Origin of the sequence: Pseudomonas bananamidigenes (genome assembly GCF_001679645.1) — a bacterium.
GTDB lineage: Bacteria > Pseudomonadota > Gammaproteobacteria > Pseudomonadales > Pseudomonadaceae > Aquipseudomonas > Aquipseudomonas bananamidigenes.
Genome location: NZ_LRUN01000035.1, coordinates 59,450 through 72,665 on the forward strand (window position 1 = coordinate 59,450; position 13,216 = coordinate 72,665).

Annotated in this window: 14 protein-coding genes and 2 pseudogenes; 7 read left to right on the forward strand and 9 right to left on the reverse strand. The window is 62.2% G+C overall.

Annotation, left to right across the window (positions count from 1 at the left end):
- The first annotated feature begins 178 nt into the window (after positions 1-178).
- Together BBF94_RS12800 and BBF94_RS12805 are read left to right on the forward strand one after the other, a co-directional pair.
- Positions 179-1,138, forward strand: a complete 960-nt coding sequence (locus tag BBF94_RS12800; protein ID WP_065259389.1) for a nucleoside-specific channel-forming protein Tsx — start codon at positions 179-181, stop codon at positions 1,136-1,138.
- 14 nt (positions 1,139-1,152) lie between these two features.
- Complete coding sequence (locus tag BBF94_RS12805; RefSeq protein WP_065259390.1) at positions 1,153-2,175, forward strand: purine-nucleoside phosphorylase; 1,023 nt, start codon at positions 1,153-1,155, stop codon at positions 2,173-2,175.
- 3 nt (positions 2,176-2,178) lie between these two features.
- On the opposite strand, the gene BBF94_RS12810 is transcribed toward BBF94_RS12805, so the two are convergent.
- The 3 genes from BBF94_RS12810 to BBF94_RS12815 all read right to left on the reverse strand — a co-directional run bounded on the left by BBF94_RS12810 (position 2,179) and on the right by BBF94_RS12815 (position 4,353).
- Positions 2,179-3,135 carry a quinone oxidoreductase family protein gene (locus BBF94_RS12810; RefSeq protein ID WP_065259391.1) on the reverse strand — a complete coding sequence of 319 codons (957 nt, stop codon included), beginning with the start codon at positions 3,133-3,135 and terminating at the stop codon, positions 2,179-2,181.
- A 30-nt stretch (positions 3,136-3,165) separates the two neighbouring features.
- The gene (locus BBF94_RS27140; RefSeq protein WP_082302397.1) at positions 3,166-3,339 is read right to left on the reverse strand and encodes a DUF1427 family protein; all 174 of its coding nucleotides are present in this window, start codon (positions 3,337-3,339) and stop codon (positions 3,166-3,168) included.
- A 231-nt stretch (positions 3,340-3,570) separates the two neighbouring features.
- Positions 3,571-4,353: an AraC family transcriptional regulator gene (locus BBF94_RS12815; protein ID WP_065259392.1), complete on the reverse strand. Its 783-nt coding sequence runs from the start codon at positions 4,351-4,353 to the stop codon at positions 3,571-3,573.
- A 137-nt stretch (positions 4,354-4,490) separates the two neighbouring features.
- Here BBF94_RS12815 and BBF94_RS12820 point away from each other — a divergent pair, with 137 nt between their 5' ends.
- Together BBF94_RS12820 and BBF94_RS12825 are read left to right on the forward strand one after the other, a co-directional pair.
- On the forward strand, positions 4,491-4,718 hold the full coding sequence (locus tag BBF94_RS12820; RefSeq protein WP_065259393.1) for a DUF6555 family protein: 228 nt from the start codon (positions 4,491-4,493) through the stop codon (positions 4,716-4,718).
- A 38-nt stretch (positions 4,719-4,756) separates the two neighbouring features.
- Complete coding sequence (locus BBF94_RS12825) at positions 4,757-5,029, forward strand: hypothetical protein (protein WP_065259394.1); 273 nt, start codon at positions 4,757-4,759, stop codon at positions 5,027-5,029.
- Positions 5,030-5,052: 23 nt separating this feature from the next.
- Here BBF94_RS12825 and BBF94_RS27145 read toward each other — a convergent pair whose 3' ends face one another.
- The 3 genes from BBF94_RS27145 to BBF94_RS12835 form a co-directional block, all read right to left on the reverse strand.
- Positions 5,053-5,220, reverse strand: a complete 168-nt coding sequence (locus BBF94_RS27145; RefSeq protein WP_082302398.1) for a metallothionein — start codon at positions 5,218-5,220, stop codon at positions 5,053-5,055.
- A gap of 69 nt (positions 5,221-5,289) precedes the next feature.
- Positions 5,290-5,745, reverse strand: coding sequence for a DMT family transporter (locus tag BBF94_RS12830; protein ID WP_065259395.1), 456 nt, complete (start codon positions 5,743-5,745; stop codon positions 5,290-5,292).
- A 4-nt stretch (positions 5,746-5,749) separates the two neighbouring features.
- Positions 5,750-6,238: a DMT family transporter gene (locus BBF94_RS12835; protein WP_065259396.1), complete on the reverse strand. Its 489-nt coding sequence runs from the start codon at positions 6,236-6,238 to the stop codon at positions 5,750-5,752.
- Positions 6,239-6,349: 111 nt separating this feature from the next.
- On the opposite strand from BBF94_RS12835, the gene BBF94_RS12840 reads away from it, so the two are divergent.
- Complete coding sequence (locus BBF94_RS12840; RefSeq protein WP_065259397.1) at positions 6,350-7,285, forward strand: LysR family transcriptional regulator; 936 nt, start codon at positions 6,350-6,352, stop codon at positions 7,283-7,285.
- 217 nt (positions 7,286-7,502) lie between these two features.
- Here the strand turns inward: BBF94_RS12840 and BBF94_RS28405 are convergent, their stop codons facing one another.
- From BBF94_RS28405 to BBF94_RS12850, 3 genes and pseudogenes are all read right to left on the reverse strand, one after another.
- A complete protein-coding gene (locus tag BBF94_RS28405; protein ID WP_404820940.1) occupies positions 7,503-8,324 on the reverse strand; it encodes a methyl-accepting chemotaxis protein in 822 nt (273 codons plus the stop codon).
- 84 nt (positions 8,325-8,408) lie between these two features.
- Positions 8,409-9,185 (reverse strand): annotated as a pseudogene (locus BBF94_RS28410) (cache domain-containing protein); the annotation flags it as partial.
- Between the two features lie 227 nt (positions 9,186-9,412).
- Complete coding sequence (locus BBF94_RS12850) at positions 9,413-10,732, reverse strand: Na+/H+ antiporter family protein (RefSeq protein WP_065259399.1); 1,320 nt, start codon at positions 10,730-10,732, stop codon at positions 9,413-9,415.
- Positions 10,733-11,724: 992 nt separating this feature from the next.
- Here BBF94_RS12850 and BBF94_RS28415 point away from each other — a divergent pair.
- Both BBF94_RS28415 and BBF94_RS28420 read left to right on the forward strand, forming a co-directional pair.
- A pseudogene (locus tag BBF94_RS28415) lies at positions 11,725-12,336 on the forward strand (HAMP domain-containing protein); the annotation flags it as partial.
- Between the two features lie 102 nt (positions 12,337-12,438).
- On the forward strand, positions 12,439-13,194 hold the full coding sequence (locus BBF94_RS28420) for a methyl-accepting chemotaxis protein (RefSeq protein WP_404820941.1): 756 nt from the start codon (positions 12,439-12,441) through the stop codon (positions 13,192-13,194).
- Positions 13,195-13,216: the final 22 nt, after the last annotated feature.

Consider the following 13,216-nt stretch of genomic DNA (forward strand, 5'->3'; position numbering starts at 1 on the left):
CACGGCGTCTGCACCTGACCGAGGCGCCAGATAATTCGATGATTCGATCGAGAATTCAGCGCTTTACAGGAATTGGTACGGCTTGTGCAAACGTTTGCGAGTCGCCGTTGACCTCATTTTCGTTACAAAACCATACAGGCCCGCAAATCCGGGCGTTGATCCGCAAAAAGGACTTTGAATGCACGCTTCTTCCTGCCGCCGCCGTCGTGCTGCGCGCCCGTTCGCTGTTTCCCTGCTACTGGCCGGCGTTACCGCAGTTCTCAGCCAGCCAGCGCTTTCACAACCTGCCTTGCCCGAAGAATCAGCTCAGGGCGAAGCCCTCAGCCCCGAGGCCAGCCCGCCGAAAAAAGGCGCTTATCTGTCGGACTGGTACAACCAGGACCTGATGCTGATCGGCAGCAAGGACATCAGCTTCGGCCCGCAACCGGCTGACGATATCTACCTGGAATACGAGTATTTCGGGCGCAAGGGCCCGTTCGAGCTGTACGGCTACATCGACATCCCGAAGATCTTCAACATCGGCAACAGCCATGACAAAGGCGTGTGGGATCACGGCTCGCCGGTGTTCATGGAGCATGAGCCGCGCATCTCCATCGACTACCTCGCCGGCCGCAGCCTGGCCATCGGGCCGTTCAAGGAATGGTACGTGGCGTTCGACTGGATCTACGATCACGGCAGCCGCAAAGAGAACCGCGCCAACACGCTGTACAGCGGTCTGGGCACCGACATCGACACTCACTCGCGAGTCAATCTGTCGGCCAACCTGTACGGACGCTACCAGTGGGAAAACTATGGCGCCAGCAACGAATACTCATGGGACGGCTACCGCGCCCAGCTCAAGTACATCGTGCCGATCGACAAATTCAGCAACGGTGCATCGCTGACCTACATTGGCTTCACCAACTTCGATTTCGGTTCGGACCTGCACAAGGACAACCCGGCGCGCACCGCCAATGCCACGGTGGCGACCAACGTGTTGCTGTACTCGTTCACGCACTTGCGCTTCACCCTGGTCGGTCGTTACTTCCACAACGGCGGCAACTGGGAGGACGGCAGCGAGCTGAATTTCGGCGACGGCAATTTCCGCGCACGTTCCAACGGCTGGGGTTACTACGCCGGCATCGGTTATCAGTTCTGAATCCAGGAGCAAACATGAAAGCAATGACGCGTGTATCACTGGCCGCTGCGGCCCTGCTCTGCTCTACCGCCTGGGCCACCGAGGCGCCGATTCAACCGAAAGTGGTGCTGATCACCATGTTCGCTCCCGAGGCGCAGCACTGGATCGATCGCCTGGAACTGAAGCAGGAAATCCGCGTACCGGGCCTGTCGGCCGAGTTCCCGACCATCCGTTGCAATACGCAGCAGGTGTGCCTGATGACCACCGGCATGGGCCAGACCAACGCGGCCGCCTCGACCCTGGCCCTTGCGCTGTCACCGAAATTCGACCTGCGCAAAAGCTACTTCCTGATCGCCGGGATTGCCGGCATCAGCCCGAAACACGGAACCATCGGCACCGCCGCCTGGGCGCATTATCTGGTGGAGTTCGGCACCCAGTGGGAACTGGATTCGCGGGATGCGCCATCGAGCTGGCCAACCGGTTACCTCGGCATCAACACCAAGGGCCCCAACGAAAAACCACCGCTGGACTACAAGACCGAAGTCTTCGAACTCAACCCGAAACTGCAGGCCAAGGCTTTCGCCCTGAGCCAGAAGGTACAACTGAGCGAGAGCCCGGAATCGGCGGCATGGCGTCTGAAATACCCGACAGCGCCGGCCAATCAGCCGCCGGTGGTCACCCGTTGCGACACGCTGGCGGGCAACACCTGGTTCTCCGGCACACGCCTGAGCGAGCGCGCCGAAGTCTGGACCCGACTATTGACCGACAACAAGGGCGAATACTGCACCACCCAACAGGAAGACAACTCCACCTATGAAGCCTTGCTGCGCGCCAGCCGTGAAGGCCTGGTGGACGTGCAGCGCCTGGCCGTGGTGCGTGCCGGCTCCGACTTCGACCGCCCGGCGCCGGGCGGCAGCGAAGTGGACAACCTGCTCAAGTACGCCGATCAGGGCGGATTCGTGCCGGCGCTGGAAAACCTCTATCGCGCAGGCAATCCGCTGGTGCAGGACATCCTCAAGCACTGGTCGGCGTGGGAGCACGGTGTCCCTGAAGCCTGAGGATCAAGGCATCAGGATGACCTTGTCGCCGCTGCCCTGATTGACATCGGCATAACGCGCCAGTCCATCGGCCAGCGGCGCTTCGACAAGCCCTTGCGGCAGTGGCAGCCGGTCTTCGTCGAAGAACCGGCCGAACTGCTCCAGCATCGCCGCACAGGCCTCGACGCCGTACAGCAAGGAGTTGATGCCGACCACGGAGCCACCCTTGCGATACAGCGCCAGTGCCGGCAGTTGTACATGCCCGTCCACCGGCGCGGCGATGATCGCGATGCGCCCGAACGGTGCCAATGCGGAAACCGAAGCCGGCAGCCAGAACCCGGTGGTGTCGAAGATCACGTCGGCGCCGCCGCGGTACACCGCGTTGACCTGTGCGCCGAGCTCTTCAGGTTTATCCAGTTGAATCGTCTGATATCCCTGTGCCTGCAAATCCTTGACCTGCTCCGGCCGCCGCGCCGCCGCCAGCAACTGCGCACCACGCACCCTGGCCAGCGCCAGCGCCGCCGTCGCCACTGCCCCGCCACCGATCACCAGCAACCGGGTTTCGGCGTTGACCAGACTGCGCTCCAGCGCATCCCACGCCGTGGTGTAAGGCACACCGAGGCTGGCGGCCTGGGTGAAACTCAAATGCGCCGGTTTATGCGCCACGCCACTGGCCGGCAGTTTGACGAATTGCGCATGGGAGCCATCGGCGAAAAAGCCCAGCTCACGCCCGGTGCCCCAGACTTCCTGACCGATCAGCGCCTGCGGACCTTCGACCACCACCCCGGCAAAGTCCCGGCCGGGAATGCGTGGCAGCGTGGTGTAGGGGAAACGCCCGAGCACGTTCTTCACGTCGCTGGGGTTCAGGCCCGCAGCCTTGATCTGCACCAGTACCTCGCCCGCTCCCGGCACTGGCGTCGGAACCTCGACGAAGCGCAGGGAGGACAGGTCGCCGGTCTTATCGAATTGCAGTGCTTTCATGAGTTCATCCACCGAATGAAAAAAGGAAATTCAGGACAGCCAGCCATTGACCAGTTGTCGCCCCAACGGCCACAACTGCTCGCCCGCCAGCATGCCCAGCAGCCCGACCAGCGCGATGGCCGGTGGCGCCGGGGAACGGAAATCCAGCGCGCCATACAGCAGGCCGACGCCCAGACCGATGCCCAGGGAAATCAGGTAGTTCATGGGATCACTCCGCCACATAAAGGGAATGGGCAGAGTCTAGGGAAAGGAGGCGACCGGCATCGGCCAAGGACTTCTGAATTTCGGCCAAATCACCGGATTCGGCGTCAGACGCCGAATTTGGAACTGACACAAAATCGGTGGGAGCGAGCCTGCTCGCGATAGCGGTATATCAGCTGCAAAAGTATCGCCTGACATGACGCCTTCGCGAGCAGGCTCGCTCCCACATGGGTTTCAGGGAAAGGTCAAAATGAATTGTGAAGGCGCGACACCCAACTCACGGCGGAACATGTCGCTGAAACTGCTGGGTGAATACCCCAGCCCCCGGGCAATCGCGCTGACCGGTACGCCCTGTATCAATTCGGCCACCGCCGTCGCCAGTTGCACCTGACGCCGCCATTCGGCGAAGCCCATGCCCAGACCTTCCTTGAACAGCCGCGCCAACGTTCGCACGCTGGCCCCGGCGTTTTCGGCGTGTTGCTCGAAGGGAATGTCCAGCGACGGCGCTGCCATCACCGCCTGACACAAACTCATCAGTCGCCGGTCGGCATCGTCCGGCAGCGGGATCTTCAACTGCGAACGCCTGGCGCGTTTGAGCTCCAGCAGCGCCAGCCCGACCAGCGCTTCGTAATATTCGGCATCGCCGTGGTCGCCCTGCTCCACCAGCCCGACGATCAGCTCACGCAGCAGACCGCCAACCTCGATCACCTGCACGGTTTCGTCCAACGTCGCCGCCAGCGCCGGGCGCAGGTAGATATTGCGCATCTGCAAATCCGACACCACCCGGATCCCGTGGGGCACGCCCGGCGGCAACCACACCGCCCGCTGCGGCGGTACCACCAGCGCCTCGTGCGGAGTTTCGACCCACATCACCCCGCTCATCGCATACAACAACTGGCCCCAGACATGCTCGTGCGGTTCGATGAACAACCCGCGCGGATAGGTGCGCGCCAGCGGTTGTACGGGCACGTCGGTGTCAGTGAGGTCAGGAGGTGCGGCGAGGGCCATGCGCAACATTCATCGGGATTGGCGAAGGCGTCATGGTAACCAGTCAGCCCGGTCCCTCGCCATTGATAGATACCGTCGGACAATCCGAGTGAATTTTCCCGAGACGCAGCGATCCCTCTATTACCACAGGGAGGAAGACCGGCTTTATGAACAACGCAAAACTGTTTGTCATCGAATACACCCTTCACGGCGCGCCCAAGTCGTTCATTATCCGCTCGGACAGAATGGACAACACCGAGGCGTGGCACTGGGCAAGCTGCGACGCAGGAGTCGGCCGCATCCCGCGTTTCGGCCGGGAGAAAGTGCAAAAGACCAGCAAGCCGATGGCAGAAAAATTCGGCGTGGAAAACGTGACGTGGCGTCCGGCAAGCTAAGCTGTGGCGAAGGCGGGGACTATTCGGGGGGAACACACATGACGACCATCAGCAGCCCGGCGCATCTGGACTATGGTCTGGACACGCTCTTTGGCCGCATGACCCGCAGCGTCGACTGTCCGGTGGGCCTGGAGCCCGTCGAACACGATCCCTTCCGCTTCGCCCTGCGCGTCCCGGCGCCCTTGCCGGAAGATCTCGAAAAAGCCAAAACCGTCGTGGTCAGCGTTGAAGGCCGTCGGCTGCAGGGTACTGTCCGCCATATCGAACGGCTGGACGATGACAGCCTGAAACTGGAAGTGGAGCCTGACTAGGCTCCACGTTTTCATGCCTTCCGTTACTTCGGATGCGCGCAGTGGCATCCCTTGCCGGAACACTCTTCGCCGCCCTTATGGTGATGCGCACAGGCTTCGCAGCAATAGTGCTTGCCGTGCGCCACATAAGAATGGTCGCCTTCCTTGATCTTGCAATTACAGCCCGGGCAATCGCATTTTCTATCTGGCATGGGACAGACTCCTTCGGTGGTGGTTGTCTGAGGCCTCAAGAGCAGGCCGTACCACCAGTGTAGAAGCTGTCAGTCCGCCTGCCTCGCGCTGCTGCGATACATGAACACCAGCGCCAGCCCCAGACAGGCCATCGCCAGAATCCGTGCGCCCGACAGCTCGATGGCGGGGTTGCCCAGCCAGCCGAAATTGTCGATCAACATCCCCATGCCCAGCTGCCCGACAATCACCGCCACCGTCGCCACCGCCGTACCGACGCGCGGCACCGCACCCACCATGACCATCATGTAAACCACGCCGAACAGCGCCCCGGTGAGCTGCCATTTCGGCACCTCCAGCAGGCTGACCGCCTGGGCAGGCTCGAAAAACAGGATCAGCAGCCCCGTACTCACGGCGCCGACCGCAAACGTCAGCAGGCTACTGCGCAAAACCCCGACGGTCTCCCCCAATCGCCCATTGATCGCCGCCTGCACACTCAACACCGCACCGGCCAGCACCACCACCGCCAACAACATAACCAGACTCATCACCTCACCCCCGCGCAATCAAAACCAAAGCTGCCACAATCAACCCCAGCGCCAGCCAGCGCTCGCCGTTGACCTTCTTGCGCGTGGCGCCAAACCAGCCGAAATGGTCGATCAGCACACTCTTGCCCACCTGCCCGGACAGAATCGCGATCATGGTCATGGCGATGCCGATATGCGGCGTGGCCAGCGTCAACCCCACCACATACACCGGCCCCAGAAACCCGCCGATCAACTGCCAGCGCGGCAGGTCGGTCAACGCCGGGCCTTTTTGCGGCCCCGCAAACAGCAGCAGCAAAAACAGAATCGCCGAGCCGACACCGAAAATGCTCAAGGTCGCCCACAAATGCCCGACCTGTTCACCCAACGGCCCGAGCAACCCGGCCTCCACCGACAGGCCCATACCGGCCAGGATCACCAGCGGCAGCAGCAACCAGCGCAATCCGGGCCGGGCGACAGGTGCCGGCGCAGCAACCACTTCATCAAACGACTGCATCTGCAAAACCTCTGAAGGAAACGATGGCGCGGATTATCGGCTGGTGCAGCTGTGCGATAAATGGGAGCATCCTGACAACACTTTTGCGCAATTCGCACAGCAGGACACGCAATGCACGGGCTCAACGAACTGGGATTCAAGGCGCTAAGGCTGTTTGTGGCGGTGCTCGATCACGGCAACTTTTCCGAGGTCGCCCGGCGCGAAGGCGTGGCGCCCTCATCGATTTCCCGGCAGATCCAGTTGATGGAACAGGCGCTGAATCAGCAACTGCTCTACCGCCATACCCGCGCGGTCACGCCGACTGAAGCCGGACGCATGCTCGGCCACCATGCACGGCTGGTGCTGGTGCAACTGGAGGAAGCCGAACAGGCATTGCAGGAACAGCAAAGCGAACCCACCGGACTGGTGCGTATCAACGCCCCGGTGGTGTTCGGCCAACGCCATCTGACACCCTGGCTGGGCCGTTTGTGCGAGCGCTTTGCGAAGCTGCAACTGGATATCCAGCAGACCGATCACTACATCGACCCGTTGCAGGAAGGCGCCGATCTGCTGTTTCGCATCGGCCCGTTGCACGACTCAAGCATGCAGGCGCGGATACTGGCCCCGCACCGCTTTCAGGTCGCGGCCAGTCCGGCGTATCTCAAGCGTTTCGGCACACCGCAGCATCCCGAAGACCTCGCCCGCCACCAGTGCCTGGCGTACAAGGGCGCGACAGGTCAGCAGCGCTGGTTCTTCCGGCGGGATCAGGGCGAGTGGACGCCGTATTCGGTCAAGGGCCCGATCACCGGCAACCACGTCGACACTCTGACCCAGGCCGCGGTACAAGGGTTGGGGCTGGTGATGTTTCCGTCATGGCTGATCGGCGAGGCGGTACGCGAGGGTACGCTGGTGCCGGTGCTGGGGGAATATCAGGTGTCAAACAGCGTGGAGCCGCAGCAGATTGCCGTGCTGTGGCCGGGGAGCCGGCGGTTATCGGTGAAGGTGCGGACGGTGATTGATTTCTTTGTTGAGTGCTTTGGCGAGGTGCCGTATTGGGATCGCCCCTGAAGATCAAAAGCCAACCCTCACCCTAGCCCTCCCGAAACGTCGGACCGCCCGGAGGGAGAGGGGACCGATTGGGGGATATTTAAGAAATGCACCGACGTGAGCGATTAGCTTTGAATCCATAATCGACTGGGTTTTTCAGGTCGATGTATGACGCAAGACACTGCGGTCAGTCCCCTCTCCCTCCAGGAGAGGGTTAGGGTGAGGGGGCCTTTGGGGATCAGATCCGGAACTGGCCCACCAGTTTGCCCAACCGCTGCCCCAACTCCGCCAGACTGCGCGAAGTCTGCGCGCCCAATTGGGTCTCGTCCGCCACGTTATCCACCGCCACCGCAATCTGATGCACGCTGCGATTGATCTCTTCGGCCACGGCCGTCTGCTCTTCGGCGGCACTGGCGATCTGCGCGTTCATCGAGTTGATGGTCGCGATCAAGTCCGCCATCGCGTCGAGCGATGCCCCCGCCTGATTCGCCTGGGCCGACGTACCGTCACCGGCCTCGCTGGAGCGGCGCATCGCTTCGACCGCCGACTGTGTGCCGGCCTGCAAGCGGTCGATCATGCCCTGGATTTCCTGAGTGCTGATCTGCGTGCGTGAAGCCAGCGCCCGCACCTCGTCCGCCACCACCGCAAACCCGCGCCCGGCCTCGCCGGCCCGTGCGGCTTCGATCGCGGCATTGAGGGCCAGCAGGTTGGTCTGTTCGGCAATCGAACGAATCACCCCGAGCACGCCGACAATCGATGCCACGTCCTGCTGCAGGCTGTCGAGGGACACACCGCTGCTGCGGATGTCGTCCACCAACGCATGAATCTGCTTGATGCTGCCGGCCACCACGCGTTTGGCGGTCTGGCCTTCTTCGTCAGTCTGCTGCGCGGCGACGGCGGCGTTCTGCGCACTCTTGGCGACTTCCTGAGCAGCGGCGGACATTTCGTTGATCGCCGTGGCCACCTGATCGGTCTCGTGGCGTTGACGCTCCATGGCCTGATCGGAACGCTGGGCCTGATCCGACACCTGATTGACCAGCCCGGTCAGTTGCGTGGTCATCTCGGTGATCTGCCGCACCAGGCCGTGGATCTTGTCGACAAAGCGGTTGAACGAACCGGCCAATTCGCCGAGCTCGTCCTGACTGGTGAGGGTCAGGCGCCGGGTCAGGTCGCCCTCGCCCGCTGCAATGTCATCGAGGTTGGCTTTCATCAGGTTCAGCGGCCGCAGAATGGTATTGGCCAGCACCAGCCCGGCCACTGCGATCACCAGCAACACAATCACCGCCACGCCGACGATGCTCAGCACCACGCCTTCCATGCGCTCCTGAACCTGAGCCTGCACCAGCGCCACTTGCGCCTCGATGCCGTCGAGGTTGACCGAGGTACCGACCGCCATGTCCCACTTCGCCAGGTATTCGGTGTAGCCGAGTTTCGGCACCAGCACCTGCGCATTGCCCGGCAGCGGCGAGCTGTATTGCAGGTAGTGAGTACCATCCTTCGCCACTTTCACCAGATCGCGGTTGACGTAGACGCCGTTCGGGTCGCGGTTGTCCTTGAAGCTTTTGCCCACGCCTTCGGGATCGTTGGCCTTGAACAGGCGCACGGTCTCGGAGTCGTAACCGAAGAAATAGCCGTCCTTGCCGTATTTGATGCCCGACAGCAACTTGATCACCTGCGCCCGTGCGTCAGTGTCACCGGGGGCGGCAGCGTCGTACAACGGCTTGATGGTGGTCATGGCCACCGCGACATAGCTGGCCAGGGTGGCCTTGGCGTCGCCGAGCAGGCGCTCGCGGGTCTGTTCGACTTCCTTGTGCGCCTGTTCCTGGAGAATGAACAGCGTGGTCAGGCTGATCACCAGCGCAAAGAGCAAGACCGGAAGGACGGCAAGGGACAGGACTTTAGCCTTGAGGCTCAGGCGCATGGGGGGCTCACTCTTTTGGTTTTATTGGCGTGGTTAAAGGCGTTAACGGCACGCGAAAGCAAAAGTTGAGCAGCGGCTTGAGATCGTTCCCACGCGGACGGCTCGACGCAGATCGTTCCCACGCTCTGCGTGGGAACGCCTCTTGTGACGCTCTGCGTCACGCTTTGGAACGCGGAGCGTCCCGGGCTGCATTCCCGCGCAAAGTATGGGAACGATCAGAGTGGATGTTACAGGACCATCGCGGCCAACCAGCCGGCCGCCAGCAACGGCAGGTTGTAGTGCAGGAAGGTCGGTACCACGGTGTCCCAGATGTGGTGATGCTGGCCGTCGATATTCAGGCCTGAGGTCGGGCCGAGGGTCGAGTCCGAGGCCGGCGAGCCGGTGTCGCCCAGGGCCCCGGCCGTGCCGACGATGCAGACGATCGCCATCGGGCTGAAACCCAGCTGCACGCACAGCGGGACGAAAATCGCTGCCAGGATCGGCACCGTGGAGAACGACGAACCGATGCCGATGGTCACCATCAGCCCCACCAGCAACATCAGCAACGCGCCGATGGCCTTGCTGTGATCGATCTGCGCCGCCGCGCTTTCGACCAGCGTGCGCACCTCACCGGTGGCCTTCAGCACTTCGGCAAAACCCGAAGCGGCAATCATGATGAAGCCGATCATCGCCATCATCTTCATGCCTTCGGTGAACAGGCCGTCAGTCTCGCGCCATTTGACGATGCCCGAGGCCGAGAAGATCAGGAACCCGGCCAGCGCCCCGATAATCATCGAATCCAGCAGCAACTGAATGATGAATGCTGCCGCGATGGCCAGACCGGCGATGCCGATGGTCATCGGGTTGTAGGCGACGCTGACCTGCTCCACCTGTTCGATCTTCTCCAGATCGTAGACACGCTTTTTGCGGTAACTGAAGAACACCGCCATCAACAGGCCGAACACCATGCCCGCCGCCGGGATGGCCATGGCGTGCATGACGTTGACCTGGCTGATATCGACGCCGGCCTTGCTGACGTTGGCCAGCAGGATCTGGTTGAGGAAGATGTTGCCGAAGCCCACCGGGAACACCATGTACGGCGTGATCAGGCCGAAGGTCATGACGCAGGCGATCAGCCGGCGATCCAGTTGCAGCTTGGTCAATACATATAGAAGCGGCGGCACCAGCAACGGAATGAACGCAATGTGGATCGGCAAGATGTTCTGAGAAGCGATCGCCACCACCCACAGCAGACCGATCAACAGCCATTTGACGCTGCCGCCGCCGGATGCGTGCTGACGGTCGACCATGGCCAGGGCCTTGTCGGCCAGCGCGTGGGCCAGACCGGACTTGGCGATCGCCACGGCGAAAGCACCAAGCAAGGCATAGGACAACGCCACCGTCGCCCCGCCGCCCAGGCCACTGTTGAACGCCTTGAGCGTGGCGTCGATGCCCAGGCCGCCGGTCAGGCCACCGACCAGCGCACCGACGATCAACGCGATCACCACATGCACACGGGACAGGCTGAGGATCAGCATGACGCCGACCGCAGCAATCACTGCATTCATTTCACTACCTCAAAAAACACGACGGTAAAGCCATTCACCGCCAGACAGGATGAGTCCGGCCGGCAAGCCACGAAGGTCGCCAGCAGATTTGCACGGAGGGTCTTATTAGAAGGGCGCGCACTGTGCCGCAGAGCGCGCGCAGTGTCAAAGCGACCGGTCGCGACACTGTGTAACTTTCCAGATCAAAACGGCGACGACGGCATATCCGCCACAAAATGCGTCAATTCGCCCTATTGCCTTTGCGCCATAAAGAAAGTCGAAACGCGGCCGTTACAGTGCAAAGTCTCAGATATTTATCGAATAAGGACGTTTCCATGTCGCTCAGACAACTTTCCATCCAATGGAAAATCACCCTGCTCGCCGGCCTGTGCCTGGCCGGTATCGTGACCCTGTTGGTGGGTCTTTCGCTGTATCGCATGGAGCACAGTTCTGAACTGGTCAAAGCCTCCAGCATGGAGATGCTCACCGAATCGGCCCAGGCTCGCATCGAATCCCAGGGCGAGGTTCAGGCGGCAGGCATCCGCCAGCAGTTCATGGACGCCTATCAATATGGCCACGGTTTCTCGCGTCAGGTGCTGTTCCTGCGCGAACAGGCCGAGAAGCGCTTCCTCGATGCCTTCGACCTGCGCGAGGACATGACCCGTCAGGTGAAGTCCGCATTGCAGGCCAACCCGGAATTGCTCGGCCTGTCGCTGGTGTTCGAGGCCAACGCGCTGGACGGCAAGGACGAGCTGTTCGCCGGACAAAGTGAATTAGGCAGCAACGACAAGGGCCGCTTCGCCCTGTACTGGTCGCAGCCGACCCCGGGCAAGTTGACATCGATGGCGCTGCCGGAAAGCGACATGGCCGACACCAGCACCGGCCCCAGCGGCCAGGCCGCCAACGCCTGGTTCACCTGCCCGCGCACCACGCTCAAACCGTGCGTGATCGAACCCTACTTCTATGTGATCGACGGGCAAAAGGTGCTGATGACCAGCATCGTGTTCCCGCTGATGGTCAACGGCAAAGTCATCGCCTCGCTGTCGGTGGACATCAACCTCAACAGCCTGCAGGCAATCAGCCAGGGCGCAAGCAAAAAGCTCTATGACGGCCAGACCGCCGTGAGCATCATCAGCCCGGTGGGCCTGCTCGCCGGTTACAGCCCGGACGCCGGCAAGCTCAGCCAGCGCCTCGATGCCGTGGACACCACCAGCGGCGCCGAACTGCTGCGCCTGCTGACATCGAGCAAAACCGTCAGCAGCCTGCACAGCAACGCGCAGCTGAAAGTGCTGTCGCCGTTCCAGCCGATTCCTGGCGGCCCGTCCTGGGGCGTGCTGCTGGATGTGCCGGAAAAAGTCCTGGTCAGTCGCGCCGAAGCACTCAAGCAGCAACTGGATGCCAGCAACACCTCCGGCACGCTGATCGAGCTGAGCCTTGGCGTCCTCGCCGCCCTGCTCGGCCTGCTGCTGGTCTGGCTGACGGCACGCAGCGTGACCCGACCGATTCTCGGCGTGGCGCACATGCTCGAAGACATCGCCAGCGGCGAAGGCGACCTGACCCGCCGTCTGGCCTATGACAAGAAAGACGAACTCGGTCAGCTGGCCGGCTGGTTCAACCGTTTCCTCGACAAGCTGCAACCGATCATCGCCGAGGTCAAACGCTCGGTGCAGGACGCACGCAACACGGCCGACCAGTCTTCGGCCATCGCGACCCAGACCAGCGCCGGCATGGAGCAGCAATACCGTCAGGTCGATCAGGTCGCCACCGCGTCCCACGAAATGAGCGCCACCGCCCAGGACGTGGCCCGCAGCGCCGCGCAAGCCGCCGAAGCGGCCAAGGATGCCGACCGCGCCACCCGCCAGGGTCTGACCGTGATCGACCGCACCACCGCCAGCATCGACAATCTTGCCGCCGACATGAGCGCCGCCATGGTGCAGGTCGAAGGCCTGGCCGCCAACAGCGAAAAAATCGGCACCGTGCTGGAAACCATCCGCGCCATTGCCGAGCAGACCAACCTGCTGGCGCTCAACGCCGCCATCGAGGCCGCCCGTGCCGGTGAAGCCGGACGTGGCTTTGCGGTGGTGGCCGACGAAGTGCGCAACCTCGCCCGCCGCACTCAGGAGTCGGTGGAAGAAACCCGCCAGGTGATCGAACAATTGCAAAGCGGCACCCAGGATGTGGTCGGCTCCATGGGCAACAGTCATCGTCAGGCCCAGGGCAGCGTCGAACAGGTCGGCCAGGCCGTGACCGCGCTGCGCCAGATCGGCGATGCGGTGACGGTGATCAGCGACATGAACCTGCAGATCGCCAGCGCCGCCGAGGAGCAGAGCGCAGTGGCCGAAGAGATCAACAACAACGTGGCGACGATTCGTGATGTGACTGAGTCGCTGTCGGGGCAGGCGAATGAATCGGCGCGGGTGAGTCAGTCGCTCAATAGCCTGGCGAATCAGCAGCAGAGTTTGATGGATCAGTTCCGCGTTTGACTCGGGACTGCTGAAGATCAAG

Coding starts and splice junctions, on each gene's coding strand:
- BBF94_RS12800 (WP_065259389.1), top strand. CDS start 179: ATGCACGCTTCTTCCTGCCGCCGCCGTCGTGCTGCGCGCCCGTTCGCT.
- BBF94_RS12805 (WP_065259390.1), top strand. CDS start 1,153: ATGAAAGCAATGACGCGTGTATCACTGGCCGCTGCGGCCCTGCTCTGC.
- BBF94_RS12810 (WP_065259391.1), bottom strand. CDS start 3,135: ATGAAAGCACTGCAATTCGATAAGACCGGCGACCTGTCCTCCCTGCGC.
- BBF94_RS27140 (WP_082302397.1), bottom strand. CDS start 3,339: ATGAACTACCTGATTTCCCTGGGCATCGGTCTGGGCGTCGGCCTGCTG.
- BBF94_RS12815 (WP_065259392.1), bottom strand. CDS start 4,353: ATGTTGCGCATGGCCCTCGCCGCACCTCCTGACCTCACTGACACCGAC.
- BBF94_RS12820 (WP_065259393.1), top strand. CDS start 4,491: ATGAACAACGCAAAACTGTTTGTCATCGAATACACCCTTCACGGCGCG.
- BBF94_RS12825 (WP_065259394.1), top strand. CDS start 4,757: ATGACGACCATCAGCAGCCCGGCGCATCTGGACTATGGTCTGGACACG.
- BBF94_RS27145 (WP_082302398.1), bottom strand. CDS start 5,220: ATGCCAGATAGAAAATGCGATTGCCCGGGCTGTAATTGCAAGATCAAG.
- BBF94_RS12830 (WP_065259395.1), bottom strand. CDS start 5,745: ATGAGTCTGGTTATGTTGTTGGCGGTGGTGGTGCTGGCCGGTGCGGTG.
- BBF94_RS12835 (WP_065259396.1), bottom strand. CDS start 6,238: ATGCAGTCGTTTGATGAAGTGGTTGCTGCGCCGGCACCTGTCGCCCGG.
- BBF94_RS12840 (WP_065259397.1), top strand. CDS start 6,350: ATGCACGGGCTCAACGAACTGGGATTCAAGGCGCTAAGGCTGTTTGTG.
- BBF94_RS28405 (WP_404820940.1), bottom strand. CDS start 8,324: ATGACCACGCAACTGACCGGGCTGGTCAATCAGGTGTCGGATCAGGCC.
- BBF94_RS12850 (WP_065259399.1), bottom strand. CDS start 10,732: ATGAATGCAGTGATTGCTGCGGTCGGCGTCATGCTGATCCTCAGCCTG.
- BBF94_RS28420 (WP_404820941.1), top strand. CDS start 12,439: ATGGAGCAGCAATACCGTCAGGTCGATCAGGTCGCCACCGCGTCCCAC.